Source organism: Streptomyces sp. NPDC004647, from assembly GCF_040609575.1.
GTDB lineage: Bacteria > Actinomycetota > Actinomycetes > Streptomycetales > Streptomycetaceae > Streptomyces.
The window spans coordinates 14,085-28,798 of record NZ_JBEXKU010000005.1; the positions used below are offsets into that span (position 1 = coordinate 14,085).

The window sequence follows — 14,714 nt, forward strand, 5'->3', positions numbered from 1 at the left end:
GGACGGCATGGTCAGGCGCGGGCGGCCCGTACGGACCCGCGGCCCTCCCGCGCTTCGCTGCCGCTCACCCGCCCTTCCGCCTCGCGCTCGGCGGACCGGCGACCACGGCGCCGGCGGCCGCGGGTGGCCTGGCGGGCCAGCCGGTACTCCTCGGCCTCGCGGATCAGCTGGGCCTGGCGGGCCTGGTGCATTTCCTTCTCGAACATATCGGCTCCCGGGTGACGAAGGCTCTGTACGTGCCTCCACCTTCGTCTCCCAGGTGGTGTCGCCGCATCGGGCAACTTCCCGATCTCTGCGGGACCGGACGCCCTAGACCGCCGGCCCTGGGCGCCCCCGTTGCCGTCCCTTGCCATAAGGGGGCCGCCCGGATGCCTTAGCCCGCCGTGGGCATGCCGAAGAGGTCGAAGTACAGGGCGCCCGAGATAAGGAGGCCGAGGGCGCCGAGGGCGACTCCGGACCAGGCCACGGCCCGGATCCAGGGCGCCTGGGGCACCGCGGCCGGCTTGACGGTGGGGAGGAGGAGGACTGCTCCCGCGACGATCAGCGCAATCACGGCGAAGAAGCCGTTGAAGACGGCGGTGGTGTGCCAGGGCGTGCCGTAGAGCGCGGCAATCTGGTCCTGGGCCTGCGCTCCCCCGGAGGACGTCTTGATCTGGCCGATCAGCTGCTGGCGCTCGGCGGCCAGCCGTCCGGCCCAGGTTCCGGTGATGGAGGCGAGGCCGAGGGCGGCGCCCACGACCGCGCCGGCACCGGCACCGATGCCGGTGGAGGCCGGCACCTCGATGTACTCCGGCTCGTCGTCGAGGTCGGCGTCGGTCGGGTCGGTGGGCTCCGTCCCGGTCGGCTCGGCCGGCTCAGTGCCCCCAGGAACCTCAGTGACCTCGTCGGCGCCGGCGGTCGCGTCGGTCTTGTCGGTGTCCGTGGTCTTGGTGGTGTTCATGGTCCGCACCGTAGGGGCCCTTTCTGAGAGTCCCCTTAATGCAGTGACCCATACGGGATCCGTTTAATGCAGTGACCCATACGGGATCCGTACGACCCACGCGGCAGCCCATACGGCCCGGCACGGTCGGGCGGGCTGGTCTCCCCGCCCCGCCGTCACGGTACGAGCGCGTCGATCGTGTCGTCCTTGCGCTGCGCCGGTATGAGCAGCGGAGCGGGTTCCGGTGCCTCGATGCTCAGGCGCGGGAGGATCCGGTCCAGCCACCCCGGCAGCCACCAGTTGGCGCCGCCGAGCATATGCATCAGCGCCGGGACCAGCAGCGTTCGGAGAACGAAGGCATCGAGCGCCACTGCCGCCGCCAGTCCGATGCCGAACATCGCAATGATCCGGTCGCCGCTGAGTACAAAGGCCGAGAAGACCGCGATCATGATGACCGCCGCGGAGTTGATCACCCGTCCGGTCTCGGCCAGGCCGACCCGTACGGCCCGCCGGTTGTCCCGGGTCTGCTGCCACTCCTCGTACATCCGGCTGACCAGGAAGACCTGGTAGTCCATGGAGAGCCCGAAGAGCACCGACACCATGATCACTGGCAGGAACGGCTCGATCGGGCCTGCGCTGCCCAGCCCCAGCAGCTCACTCCCCCACCCCCACTGGAAGATCGCGACGACGACCCCGAAGGAGGAGGCGACGGCGGCGACGTTCATCACCGCGGCCTTGAGAGGGATGCCGATACTGCGGAAGGCGAGGAGCAGCAGGACGCTGCCCAGTGTGACGACCACCCCGACGAACAGCGGCAGTTTGCCGATGATCACGGATGCGAAGTCGTCGTAGGCGGCGGTGAGCCCGCCCACATGGGTGTCGAGGGCCGTGCCCTGCTCCGCCTTCGGCACGATGTCCTCGCGCAGCCGCTGGACGAGTTCGGAGGTGCGCTCCGACTGGGGGGCGGTCTCCGGGACGACGGTGATCACGCCGGTGCCACCGCTGCGGTCGACCGCGCCCGCGCTCACCCGGGCGACACCCTCCGTAGCGCGCAGGGCGTCGGGCAACTTGTCGAAAGCCAGCCGGTCGGCGGCGTCGTCGATCTCGGAGACCAGGGTCAGCGGGCCGTTGGAGCCCGCACCGAAGCCGTCGGCGAGCCGGTCGTAGGCCTGCCGGGTGGTCGTGGTGGACGGGCTGTTGCCCTGGTCGGATGTCCCGAGATGCAGGGACATGGTGGGCACCGCGAGGAGGACCATGACGACGGCCGCGAGGCCGCCGAGCAGCTTGGGGTGCCGTTCGACGAAGGCGGACCAGCGGGCGGCGAAGCCGGTGGGGAGGTCGGGCTTCGGCCCGTGCTCGGTCAGCCGCCGCCGTTCGCGGCGGCTGAGCGCCTTCATCCCGATCACGCCGAGCAGAGCGGGGAGGAGGGTCACCGAGGAGGCGACGGCGAGGATGACGGTCAGGGAGGCGGCGAGTGCGACGCCGGTGAGGAAGTTCAGCTGGAGGACCAGCATCCCCAGCAGGGCGATGCACACCGTTGCGCCCGCGAAGACGACGGCGCGCCCGGAGGTGGCGACGGCGCGCTGGGCGGCCTCGGCGACCGGTAGCCCCTGCCGGAGTCCCCGGCGGTGTCTGGTGACGATGAAGAGCGCGTAGTCGATGCCGACGCCCAGGCCGATGAGCATGCCCAGCATGGGCGCGAAGTCGGCGACCGTCATGGCGTTGCTGAGCAGTCCGATGCCCAGGTAGGCGGTGCCGACGCTGACCAGCGCGGTGGCGATCGGCAGCAGCATCGCGGAGAGCGAGCCGAAGGCGAGGAAGAGGACCACGGCGGCCGCGAGGATGCCGACGACCTCGCTGATATGAGCGGTGGACTTCTCGGTGACCGAGATGGCCGCGCCGCCCAGCTCGATCTCCAGACCGTCGGTCTCCGCGGCCTTGACGGTGTCCACGACCTCCTGCACCTGCCCGCGGTCGAGGTCCTCGGCCGGGTGCTCGAAAGTGACGGAGGCGTACGCCGTGCGGCTGTCCTCGCTGACCTGGCCGGCGCCCTCGACGCCGTACGGGCTGATGACGTCGGCCACGCCCGGCAGTTCCGCGACCTCGTCGAGCGTCTGGGCCATCCGGTGCTCGACACCGGAGGCACGGACCGAACCGCTGGCGGTGTGCCAGACGATGGAGTCGCTGTCACCGCTCTCGCCCGGGAAGGCACGGTCGAGGAGCTCTCCCGCCTGCCCGGCTTCGGTGCCTGGAACGTCGTAGTCGTTGGAGTACGAGGAGCCCGCGACGGATGCCGCGACTCCGACCCCGACGAAGGCGGCGAGCCACAGCAGGATGACGAAGAAGCGGCGCTGAAGACACCAGCGGGCGAGTGCGGCCAATTCCATGCTCCCTGAGCGTTATATGGATCTTCAGGGAAATAATCCTCAAAAACCCCAATACGTACCGGGCCTACTGTTACAGCACAGAGAGATCAATAGAGGACATCGTGTGCTGAGTCACAGTGCCCAGAGGGAAACAAGGGCAGCCCACCCGCACGGGTGAGCTGCCCTTGCAACGGAAGCGGCGCCGGGCGCCACGGAACATGCGTCAGCCGCTGACGCTCTCCCGCCCGTTCTCGATGTGGCCCATGAGGCGCCTGTGGAAGGTGTCGTCCTCCGCGACGGCGACGCTCAGGTCGTACCAGCCGTGTGCGTCGGCGGCCGAGTGGACGATCGTGCGGCGGCGGCCCGGCTTCACCACGATCTCCCGGGTCCAGTCCTCCAGGTCTGCCTGGTCGACGTAACCGGTGGGGCGCACGGTGAAGGTGATGGCCCTGGTGCCGCGGTTGGCGAGGGTGAGGTGCACATCGCGATCACGCGCGTCGATGCGCGACGTGACCTCGGCCCCGGATTCGGCCCCGACCCCGGATTCCGCCCCGGATTCCGCCCCGGCACCGGCTGCGTTCCCGGCCCCGGCCCCGCCCTCGGCCGTACCCGCGAACTCACGGCGGAAGCCGTTCGGCCCGGTGACCGTGAAGCGGTACGCGGTCCCCGCCACCGGCACATCCCAGCTCGCGCCGCCCCTGACGTCCCTGTGCTGCGGAACCGGGAACTCCGCCGCGTACGGATAGAGCGCGAGATGCGCACTCGAGCGGCCCTCATTGACCAGCGACAGCCGGACGGTCCGTCCCTCCACCCGGGCGCTGGCATCCACCTGGTACGGCAGCGGACGCGCCCGCCGCGTCCCGGGCTCCTGCACCGGCATCTCCTGCCGCTCCGGCGGTACGGGCCGCCACCGGCCGGTGAACGGCGGAACCGGAGCGGGCCTGTCGAGCTCCGGCAGCTTGCGGCCGCGCCGGAAGTCGAAGGCACCGGTCAGGTCCCCGGTGACCTTGCGGCGCCAGGGGGTGATGTTCGGTTCCTCGACGCCCAGCCAGCGCTCCAGGAACCGGATCGTCGAGGAGTGGTCGAAGACCTCGGAGCATACGTAACCGCCGACCGACCACGGCGAGATCACGAGCATCGGGACCCGGATGCCGAGCCCGGTGGGAAGGCCGTTCCAGTTCTCGTCCTCGTCGTCGCGCGGCGGGACGGGCGGCGGGACGTGGTCGAAGAAACCGTCGTTCTCGTCGTAGCAGAGGAACACGGCGGTGTGCCGCCAGACATCGGGGTGCGAGGCGAGAGCGTCGAGCACCTGGTAGACGAGGGTGGCGCTGGCGATCGGCGAAGAGGAGCCGGGGTGTTCGGAGTCGACGGCCGACGGCACCAGATAGGACACCGCGGGGAGCTTCCCAGCGGCGACGTCGTCGCGGAAGCTCGCGGCCAGGCTGCCCGTCTCGCGCCGGCGCAGCCCGCGCTCGAAGAGGCTGCGCTCGGTGGGGCTCAGCGCCGCCACGCCCTCCTCCAGGAGGCCGAGCAGCCGCGCGCGCTCGGCCTCGCCGGTTCCCGCGTCGCGTACCTTCGCGTAGAAGGCCTCCATGTACCGGAAGTCCCCGGTCCTGGACAGGGCCTTGCGGGCGACCGCCTTGAAGGAGGCGTAGAACTCGAGGTTGTTGTCGGTGAAGTTCTCCCACTCCTGGTACGTCTTCCAGCTCCGCCCGGCCTTCTCCAGCCGCTCGGCGTACGTCGTCCAGGTGTAGCCGGGGTGGCTCCCCTCGTCGTACGCGTCGTTGCCGACCGCCCGCTTCCCGTCCGCCTCGTAACCGGTCCAGCCGCTGACCAGATGGTTGCGGTTGGGGCTGGTGGAGGAGTGGATCGAGGAGTGGTAGGCGTCGCAGATGGTGAACGTGTCCGCGAGCTCGTAGTGCAGCGGCAGATCGCGGCGGTCGTAGAACGCCATCGTGGCCGCGGACTTGGCGGAGACCCAGTTGTCCGACCAGCCGTTGTTCCAGGCCTTGGCGCCGCCGTCCCAGCTGTGGTCGAGGTCACCGATGTACTGGAGGTCCTTCTTCTGCGCCTCGGCCGCCTCCCGGACGGGGAAGGGCAGGACGGTGCCCGGCGGGCCGGGCTGCGGCTGCTCGAATACGGGCTTGCCGGACGGCAGTTGGACGGCGTTGCGGTCGCCGAAGCCGCGTACCCCTCGCAGGGTGCCGAAGTAGTGATCAAAAGAACGGTTCTCCTGCATCAGGATCACCACATGCCGGATCGCGCTCAGACCGCCGGCGGGGGCTTCCGCGGCGAGCGCCGACCGCAATGAGGGCGGGAGCACGGATCCCGCCGCCGCCATGCCGGCGGTGCCCGCTCCCAGGGCGATGAGCCGCCTCCGTGAGATGTCCGTTGCCAAGAGATCCTCCCGGTGTACTTGTGACGGCCGGGACGCTAGCGAGGGCAGGTTGACGCGTGAAGTCCTGCGGACGGCTTGGCGGGAAAACGTACGCGCCCGGCATCCGGGGCGGCTGCCCCGCCGCCCTGCCGCTCCGCGGAGGACAGGTGGAAGGCCCCGTGCTGCCGGAGGTCCCGGCTGCTGTGGCTCCTCGCTGCGGGCCACCCGGCGGGCGGCCCGCGACGCAAGTACCTCCGCAGCCGCTGTACGCACCCCCACACAGCGCGAAAGGCGCATCCGGGCGGAGCGCCCACTGCGCTCCACCTGACTCCACCGGCGACGCTCCCGAATCCGAAGGGTCCAGGGAAGTCGCCCGGGGCGAGAATGGACCGGACAAAGCCGCAGGGGCGCCTCTCCCGTGTGGGAGAGCCGCCCCTGCGTTGCGCAGTGCTCGTGTCAGCCCTCGGCGCCGAGCTTCTCCAGGATGAGTTCGCGTACACGCGCCGCGTCGGCCTGGCCTCGGGTGGCCTTCATGACCGCCCCGACCAGCGCGCCCGCCGCCTGCACCTTGCCGGCGCGGATCTTGTCGGCGATCGCCGCGTTGGCCGCGATGGCCTCGTCGACGGCCGTGCCGAGGGCACCCTCGTCCGAGACGACCTTCAGACCACGCTTCTCGACGACCGTGTCGGGGTCGCCCTCGCCCGCGAGTACGCCCTCGAGGACCTGACGGGCCAGCTTGTCGTTGAGCGAGCCCTCGGCGACCAGCGCCGCGACCCGCGCGACCTGCGCCGGGGTGATCGGCAGCGCGGACAGCTCGACGCCGTCCTCGTTGGAGCGGCGGGCCAGCTCGCCCATCCACCACTTACGGGCCTGGTCGGCCGGGGCGCCCGCCTCGATCGTCGCGAGGATCGACGGGATCGCACCGGCGTTCAGCACCGACTGCATCTCGTGGTCGGACAGACCCCACTGCTCCTTGAGCCGCTGCCGCTGCACCCGCGGCAGCTCGGGCAGCGTGCCTCGCAGCTTCTCCACCCAGTCGCGCGAGGGCGCCACCGGTACGAGGTCGGGCTCCGGGAAGTAGCGGTAGTCCTCCGCTTCCTCCTTCACCCGGCCGGAGGTGGTGGACCCGTCCTCCTCGTGGAAGTGGCGGGTCTCCTGGATGATCGTCCCGCCCTCGCCCAGGACGGCGGCGTGCCGCATGATCTCGAAACGGGCCGCCCGCTCCACGCTGCGCAGCGAGTTGACGTTCTTCGTCTCGGAGCGGGTGCCGAACCTCTCGCGGCCGTACGGGCGCAGCGACAGGTTCACATCGCACCGCATCTGGCCCATCTCCATCCGGGCCTCGGAAACGCCCAGCGCCTTGATCAGCTCGCGCAGTTCGGCGACGTACGCCTTGGCGACCTCGGGTGCCTTGGCGCCCGCGCCGACGATCGGCTTGGTGACGATCTCGATCAGCGGGATGCCGGCCCGGTTGTAGTCGAGCAGCGAGTGCGAGGCGCCCTGGATGCGGCCCGTCGCGCCGCCCACGTGGGTGGACTTTCCGGTGTCCTCCTCCATGTGGGCGCGCTCGATCTCGACGCGGAAGATCTCGCCCTCGACCTCGACGTCCAGATACCCGTTGAACGCGATCGGCTCGTCGTACTGCGAAGTCTGGAAGTTCTTCGGCATGTCCGGATAGAAGTAGTTCTTCCGGGCGAAGCGGCACCATTCGGCGATCTCGCAGTTCAGCGCGAGGCCGATCCGGATGGCGGACTCGACGCCGGTCGCGTTGACGACCGGGAGCGAGCCGGGCATGCCGAGGCAGGTGGGGCAGGTCTGCGAGTTCGGCTCGGCGCCCAGGGAGGTCGAGCAGCCGCAGAACATCTTGGTCGCGGTGCCGAGTTCGACATGGACCTCCAGGCCCATCACGGGCTCGTAGGCCGCCAGTGCGTCCTCGTACGACACCAGTTCAGTGACGGTCACGAAAGTTACCTCTCAGCCCAGCAGGACGTCGTCGTCGCCGAGCCGGCGCAGCTCGCGGACGAGCAGGGCGACGCCGGTGACGATGGCGGCAGCGGAGATGGCGGCGTCGACGAGCATCAGCTTGTCGTTCTCGACGCGGGCCTTCTTGACCTGCTTGAGGACGCTGACAGCGCCGAACAGCGAGGTGCCGATGGACAGGTACGTGCCGGGCTTGGACTTCTTGAAGCCCTTGGCCTTGTCGAGCTTTCCACTCACAGCGTCTCTCCGTTCGCTTCTGTGCCCGTGCGGCGCAGAGGTGCGGTCTTGCCGCCTGTCATCCGCGGCCCGGCGGCCGCGTGTGCGTCGCTCACCATGACGTTCACGTTCACAGCGACGGTGCCTCCTCTAGCAGCGGGTGCCCCCAGCGTGCCGTGAACGCGGCCTCGACCGCGGCACCCACCCGGTAGAGCCGGTCGTCGGCCAGCGCGGGGGCGATGATCTGCAGTCCGACCGGGAGGCCGTCCTCCGGCGCGAGGCCGCAGGGCAGCGACATCGCGGCGTTGCCGGCCAGGTTGGCCGGGATGGTGCACAGGTCGGCGAGGTACATCGCCATCGGGTCGTCGGCCCGCTCGCCGATCGGGAACGCGGTGGTCGGGGTGGTCGGCGAGATGAGCACGTCGACCTGCTCGAAGGCGCGCGCGAAGTCGCGGGTGATGAGTGTGCGGACCTTCTGCGCGGAGCCGTAGTACGCGTCGTAGTAGCCGGAGCTGAGCGCGTACGTGCCGAGCATGATGCGCCGCTTGACCTCGGGGCCGAAGCCCGCCGCGCGGGTCAGGGCGGTGACGTCCTCGGCGGACCGGGTGCCGTCGTCGCCGACCCGCAGGCCGTAGCGCATGGCGTCGAACCGGGCGAGGTTGGAGGAGCACTCGGAGGGTGCGATCAGGTAGTACGCGGCGAGCGCCTTGTCGAAGGAGGGACAGGAGATCTCGACGACGTCGGCGCCCAGTTCGCGCAGCAGCTCCACGGACTCGTTGAACCGCTGCATGACGCCGGCCTGGTAGCCCTCGCCGCCGAACTCCTTGACGACGCCGATCCGCATGCCCTTGACGTCGCCGTTGCGGGCGGCCTCGACGACCGGCGGGACGGGGGCGTCGATGGAGGTGGAGTCGAGCGGGTCGTGCCCGGCGATCACCTCGTGGAGCAGGGCCGCGTCCAGCACCGTACGGGCGCACGGTCCGCCCTGGTCCAGGGAGGACGAGAAGGCGACCATGCCGAAACGGGACACTCCGCCGTAGGTCGGCTTGACGCCGACCGTGCCGGTGACGGCGGCGGGCTGGCGGATCGAGCCGCCGGTGTCGGTGCCGATGGCGAGCGGCGCCTGGTACGAGGCGAGCGCCGCCGAGGAGCCGCCGCCGGAGCCGCCCGGGATACGGGTGAGTTCCCAGGGGTTGCCGGTGGGGCCGTAGGCGCTGTTCTCAGTGGACGACCCCATGGCGAACTCGTCCATGTTGGTCTTGCCGAGGATGATGACGTCCGCGCCCTTGAGCCGCTGGGTGACCGTCGCGTCGTACGGCGGGATCCAGCCCTCGAGGATCTTGGAACCGACGGTCGTCGGGATGCCCTCGGTGGTGAAGATGTCCTTCAGCGCGAGCGGGACTCCTGCGAGCGGGCCGAGCTTCTCGCCCCGGGCCCGCTTCTCGTCGACGGCGCGGGCCTGGGCCAGCGCGCCCTCGCGGTCGACGTGCAGGAAGGCGTGCACCTTCTCGTCGACGGCGTCGATTCGGGCCAGGTGTGCCTCGGTGACGGCGACTGCGGTCAGCTCGCCAGAGGCAACCTTCTCAGCGGTCTCGGCGGCCGTGAGCCTGGTGGGATCGGTCATGATCACTCCTCCCCCAGGATCTGCGGCACCTTGAAACGCTGCTGTTCCTGCGCCGGGGCGCCGGACAGCGCCTGCGCCGGGGTCAGTGACGGACGGACGTCGTCAGCCCGCATGACATTGGTCAGCGGCAGCGGGTGGGAGGTCGGCGGTACGTCCTCGTCGGCCACATCGGAAACGCGGGCGAACGCGCCGATGATCACGTCGAGCTGTTCGGCGAAGTGGTCGAGCTCTTCGTCCTTCAGCTCCAGACGTGACAGCCGGGCGAGGTGGGCGACCTCCTCGCGCGTGATGCCAGGCATGCAGCGATCCTCAAGGGTGAGTGAGTAGGTTTTGGCCCAATCCTATGGCGGCGGCTGCCCCCGGAGCGAAACGGTTACGCCTCCGGCTGTGGGAGCGCGGCGCGGGCCGCGCGCCAGGCCCCGCGAGCCGCCCGCCCCGCCACCGCCCGGCCCCTGGCACGGACGCCCACGCGAGGGGACAGAGCGGCGCCCGCAGCACCCGCCGGGCCTTCCTTTCCATTCCCCCTCCGGCTCGAAGACCTCGTATCGCAGGGGACGTCGCCGCTCGCGCCACAGGTGAAGCCCCGGGGCCCGGCCCGGGGGCGCCGGGGCCGGTGGTCGCTCCACCGGCCGGCCCGAGGGGACCGGCCGGGCGGGTCGGTGTTTCACTTCACCGGCTGGCCCGAGGGACGGTCGGCCTTCTGGACGGCGGAGCGTTCTGGTTCGGGCTCCGACTCGGGCTCGCGCTCGGTCTCGCCGGCGGCACAGATGGCGCGCTGCCAGCCGTGCTTGCCGCGCAGCCGCAGCCAGGCTGTGGTCTCGTCCGGCGGCATCGCGGCCGCGACCAGCCAGCCCTGCACCGCGTCGCAGCCGAGGTCACGCAGCCGCTCCCAGGTCTCGTCGTCCTCGACGCCCTCGGCTACGACCAGCAAGCCGAGCGAGTGCGCGAGGTCCACGGTGCAGCGGACGATCTCCGCGTCCTCGTTGTCGATCGCGAGCCGGGCCACGAAGGACCGGTCGATCTTGAGCTCGCTGACCGGCAGCCGCCGCAGATGGACGAGCGAGGAGTAGCCGGTGCCGAAGTCGTCCAGGGACATCTTCACCCCGTGACCGGTGAGCCCGGCCAGGGTGTCGGCGGCCCGCTGCGGGTCCTCCAGCAGCACATGCTCCGTTATCTCCAGCTGGAGCGCGCCGGGCGGCACGCCGTGCCGGGCGAGCCGGGCCGCGACGGCACCGGCGAAGCCGGGGGAGTGCACATCGCGCGGCGAGACGTTCACGGCGACCGGCACCTCGAGACCGGAGGCGCGCCACTTGGCGACCTGGCTCAGAGCCGTCTCCAGGACGTACTCGGTGAGGTGGGGCATCAGTCCGGAGGACTCGGCGATGGCGATGAACTCATCGGGGCTGACCCGGCCGCGCTCGGGGTGCACCCAGCGCACCAGCGCCTCGAGTCCGACGACCTGGCCGTCGAAGCCCACCTTGGGCTGGTAGTGCAGTTCGACGTCGCCCGCGTCGAGGGCCCGGCGAAGGTCCCCCAACAGGCCGAGCCGGTCCGGGGTGTTGCCGTCCCGCTTCGCCTCGTACACCTCGACGCCGCTGCGGTCCCGCTTGGCCTGGTACATCGCCACGTCCGCGCGGCGCAGCAGCCCTTCGGCGTCCAGCGCGTGGTCGGGGAAGACGGCGACCCCGGCGCTGGCCTCCAGGACGAGGGTGAGCCCGTCGAGGTCGAGCGGGGAGCCAAGGGTGGCGACGAGCTGACGGGCGGCGCGCTGTGCGCTGGTCGTGGAGTCGGCGGTGGGCAGGAGCACGGCGAACTCGTCGCCGCCGAGGCGGGCGGCCTCCGCTCCGCGGGGCAGCGCGAGCCGCAGCCGCTCGGCGATCTGCAGCAGCAGCCGGTCGCCGGCCAGATGTCCGAGGGTGTCATTCACCGACCGGAACCGGTCGAGGTCGATGAGAACCAGCGCCGACCGCGCGCCGATCCGCTCGGCATGGTCCAGCGCGGCCCAGGTGCGCTCCAGCAGCCACTGACGGTTCGGCAGACCCGTGAGCGGGTCGCGGAGCTGCTCCTCGGCACGGGCCCGGGCGATCCAGAGGGTGGAGTCGAGGGCGATCAGCGGTACGGCGAAAAGTGGCAGCAGCAGCGGCATGCTCATCGCCACCACGCAGACGAGGGGGGCGATGCCGAGAAGCGCAACTCCTACGAGAGCCTGCCGGGCCAGGGCCGTTCGGGCGACGGTCGGCAGCCCGCCGCTGCGTGGCGACATCGTGTACCAGAGCAGGGAGCGGGTGACGGCGAGGTAGCCGAAGGCCGTGAGCCCGACCACGGGCACGACCATGAGATCCCAGGTCCGGGGCTCCCAGGGCTGCTCGACGGAGGGCACCGTGCCGAAGGCGGCGAGGATCAGGCCGGCCGAGCCGATCCCGAGGATGTCCACGGCTCCGTGCAGCACCCCCTTCCGCCAGCGGTGCCGACGGGCGGCGCCCACCAGGACCACGACGGCCAGGCTCACCAGTAGGGCCGGCACCCAGCCGTAGAGCAGCAGGGTGGCGAGGGTGAGGGCCGCCCCTGAGCCTGTGCCGCCGCACCAGCGGCCGCGGCCGAGGGCGACCAGATGACCGACGATCACTCCGGTGAGGACGGCCAGCCCCCAGCCGGCAGTGGAGTCGGGGAAGACCGCGTGGCCCTGGCCGAGCGTGCGGACGATCCCGCTGACCAGGACCGTGACGGCCAGAACGATCGTGACGGCCGGCAGTCCGGGTGCGGCGAACCGGCGAAGCCGTGACGCCGGATCGGCGCTGTCGCTGTCGGTCGGTTTCATTCCCGTCCCTCTCACAGCCGGCGGTGCCCACGCCACGCAGTGACATCCCTTCCGATGCCACTGCGTCTGATCTCCCACCACGCAGCTGTGCACGGCAGGCGCACACCCCAACAGTAGGCTGCAGAAGGCCGTTACGGGCAGCGATCGGCAGCGGTTGCCCGAATGCGACCCAGGCTCCCGTAACCATCTGGTATGCGCCGAACAGGTGAGGTCTGACGGCTATTCGGGTGGGGCCTCGGCGACTCCTCGCGCCGCGTCGGGACCTCGCTCGAGCAGCACGGCAAAGCCGTCCTCGTCGAGCACCGGCACCTTCAACTGGACTGCCTTGTCGTACTTCGATCCAGGGTTGTCACCTACAACAACGAAGCCGGTCTTCTTGGAAACGGAACCGGTCACCTTCGCTCCGCGGCTCTGCAACGCCTCTTTCGCGCCATCTCTGGTGAACGACTCCAGCGTTCCGGTGACGACCACGGTGATCCCGTCGAGCGGCCGGGCTCCGCGCTCCTGGCCGCCCTCCTCCTCCAGCCGTACGCCGGCGGCCCGCCACTTCTCGATGATCTCGCGGTGCCAGTCCTCGGCGAACCAGTGCTTCACCGAGGCGGCGATGGTGGGGCCGACGCCTTCCACGGCTGCCAGCTCCTCCTCGTCCGCCTGTGCGATCCGGTCCAGGGAACCGAACTCCCGGGCGAGTGCCTCCGCTGCCACGGGCCCCACATGGCGGATGGACAGGCCGGTGATGATCCGCGCGAGCGGGCGCTGCTTGGCGGCCTCGATGTGCTCCAGCATGGCGAGGGTGTTCTTCCTCGGCTCGCCCTGCTGGTTGGCGAAGAGGGTGACAACCTTTTTCTCGCCCGTCTTCGGGTCCCGCTTGGGCAGGCCGGTGTCCTGGTCGAGGACGTAGGACGTGATGGGCAGCAGCCGTTCCACCGTCAGGCCGAACAGATCGCCCTCGTCCGTCAGCGGAGGCTCGGACGGCTCCAGGGGCTGGGTCAGCGCGGAGGCGACCACATAGCCGAAATTCTCGATGTCGAGGCACTTGCGGCCCGCGAGATAGAAGACCCGCTCCCGCAACTGCGCCGGACAGGAACGGGCGTTGGGGCAGCGCAGATCCACGTCGCCCTCCTTCATGGGACGCAGCGCGCTGCCGCAGTCCGGGCAGTCGGCCGGCATCACGAACTCCCGCTCGCTGCCGTCCCGCAGGTCCACCACCGGTCCGAGGATCTCCGGAATCACGTCGCCCGCCTTGCGCAGTACGACAGTGTCCCCGATCAGCACGCCCTTGGCCTTGACCACGTCCTGGTTGTGCAGCGTCGCGAACTCGACCTCGGAGCCCGCCACCGTGACCGGCTCCACCACCGCGTACGGCGTCACCCGGCCCGTCCGGCCCACGCCGACCCGGATCTCCACCAGCTTGGTGTTGACCTCCTCCGGCGCGTACTTCCACGCGATCGCCCAGCGCGGCGCCCGCGAAGTGGAGCCGAGCCGCCCCTGGAGCGGGATCTCGTCCAGTTTGACGACCACTCCGTCGATCTCGTGCTCCACGGAGTGCCGGGCCTCGCCGGAGAAGGAGTCGATGAACTCCCTGACCTCCTCGAGGGAGTTGACCACTTTGTTGTGCTGTGAGGTCGGCAGGCCCCACTCGCGCAGCAGCCCGTAGGCCTCCGACAGCCGGCTGATGTCGAAGCCCGCGCGGGCCCCGATGCCGTGCACCACCATGTGCAGCGGGCGGGTCGCTGTGACCTTGGGGTCCTTCTGGCGCAGGGAACCCGCCGCGGCGTTGCGCGGGTTGGCGAACGGCGGCTTCCCGGCCTCCACCAGACGGGCGTTCAGCTCCAGGAACCGCTCCATCGGGAAGAAGACCTCGCCGCGGATCTCCACCAGCTCGGGGATGCGGTCCCCCTGGAGCCGCTCCGGGATGTCGGCGATCGTACGGACGTTGGGCGTGATGTCCTCGCCCGTACGGCCGTCGCCGCGGGTGGCGGCGCGGGTGAGCCGTCCGTGCTCGTAGGTGAGGTTGACGGCGAGCCCGTCGATCTTCAACTCGCACAGGAAGTGATAGTCGGTGCCGCCGAGTTCGCGGGCGATCCGGTCCGCCCAGCCCTCCAGCTCCGCGTCGTCGAAGGCGTTGTCGAGGCTGAGCATCCGCTCGCGGTGCTGGACTGCGGTGAACTCGGTCTCGTACGCCCCCGCGACCTTCTGGGTGGGCGAGTCCGGAGTGCGCAGCTCCGGGTACTCGTTCTCCAGCGCCTCCAGCGACCTCAGCAGCTGGTCGAACTCCGCGTCGCTGACGACGGGGGCGTCCTTCACGTAGTACCGGAAACGGTGCTCCTCGACCTGCTCAGCCAGCTGCTGGTGCTGGTCCCGCATCTCCGCGGGCACTGCTGCCTGCTGTTCGCCAGCCACCGTTGCATCCT

Annotated in this window: 10 protein-coding genes; all 10 read right to left on the reverse strand. The window is 70.5% G+C overall.

The genetic code is table 11. The features are described from left to right. Nucleotides 1-11: 11 nt before the first annotated feature. Nucleotides 12-206, reverse strand: coding sequence for a hypothetical protein (locus ABZW18_RS03545; RefSeq protein ID WP_356181486.1), 195 nt, complete (start codon nt 204-206; stop codon nt 12-14). A gap of 167 nt (nt 207-373) precedes the next feature. Then, the gene (locus tag ABZW18_RS03550; protein WP_356181488.1) at nt 374-940 is read right to left on the reverse strand and encodes a hypothetical protein; all 567 of its coding nucleotides are present in this window, start codon (nt 938-940) and stop codon (nt 374-376) included. Nucleotides 941-1,095: 155 nt separating this feature from the next. Next, nucleotides 1,096-3,300: an MMPL family transporter gene (locus tag ABZW18_RS03555; RefSeq protein ID WP_356181742.1), complete on the reverse strand. Its 2,205-nt coding sequence runs from the start codon at nt 3,298-3,300 to the stop codon at nt 1,096-1,098. 208 nt (nt 3,301-3,508) lie between these two features. Next, nucleotides 3,509-5,683 carry a phosphocholine-specific phospholipase C gene (locus ABZW18_RS03560; RefSeq protein ID WP_356181490.1) on the reverse strand — a complete coding sequence of 725 codons (2,175 nt, stop codon included), beginning with the start codon at nt 5,681-5,683 and terminating at the stop codon, nt 3,509-3,511. 435 nt (nt 5,684-6,118) lie between these two features. Next, nucleotides 6,119-7,624, reverse strand: a complete 1,506-nt coding sequence (gatB, locus tag ABZW18_RS03565; protein ID WP_356181493.1) for an Asp-tRNA(Asn)/Glu-tRNA(Gln) amidotransferase subunit GatB — start codon at nt 7,622-7,624, stop codon at nt 6,119-6,121. Between the two features lie 12 nt (nt 7,625-7,636). Next, entirely contained in the window at nt 7,637-7,879 is a 243-nt protein-coding gene (locus ABZW18_RS03570) for a hypothetical protein (RefSeq protein ID WP_356181495.1), read from the reverse strand. 109 nt (nt 7,880-7,988) lie between these two features. Next, complete coding sequence (gene gatA, locus ABZW18_RS03575; protein WP_356181498.1) at nt 7,989-9,482, reverse strand: Asp-tRNA(Asn)/Glu-tRNA(Gln) amidotransferase subunit GatA; 1,494 nt, start codon at nt 9,480-9,482, stop codon at nt 7,989-7,991. Nucleotides 9,483-9,484: 2 nt separating this feature from the next. Continuing rightward, nucleotides 9,485-9,781, reverse strand: coding sequence for an Asp-tRNA(Asn)/Glu-tRNA(Gln) amidotransferase subunit GatC (gene gatC / locus ABZW18_RS03580; protein WP_356181501.1), 297 nt, complete (start codon nt 9,779-9,781; stop codon nt 9,485-9,487). A 365-nt stretch (nt 9,782-10,146) separates the two neighbouring features. Then, nucleotides 10,147-12,300, reverse strand: a complete 2,154-nt coding sequence (locus ABZW18_RS03585) for a bifunctional diguanylate cyclase/phosphodiesterase (RefSeq protein WP_356181504.1) — start codon at nt 12,298-12,300, stop codon at nt 10,147-10,149. A gap of 219 nt (nt 12,301-12,519) precedes the next feature. Further along, complete coding sequence (gene ligA, locus ABZW18_RS03590) at nt 12,520-14,703, reverse strand: NAD-dependent DNA ligase LigA (protein ID WP_356181506.1); 2,184 nt, start codon at nt 14,701-14,703, stop codon at nt 12,520-12,522. Nucleotides 14,704-14,714: the final 11 nt, after the last annotated feature.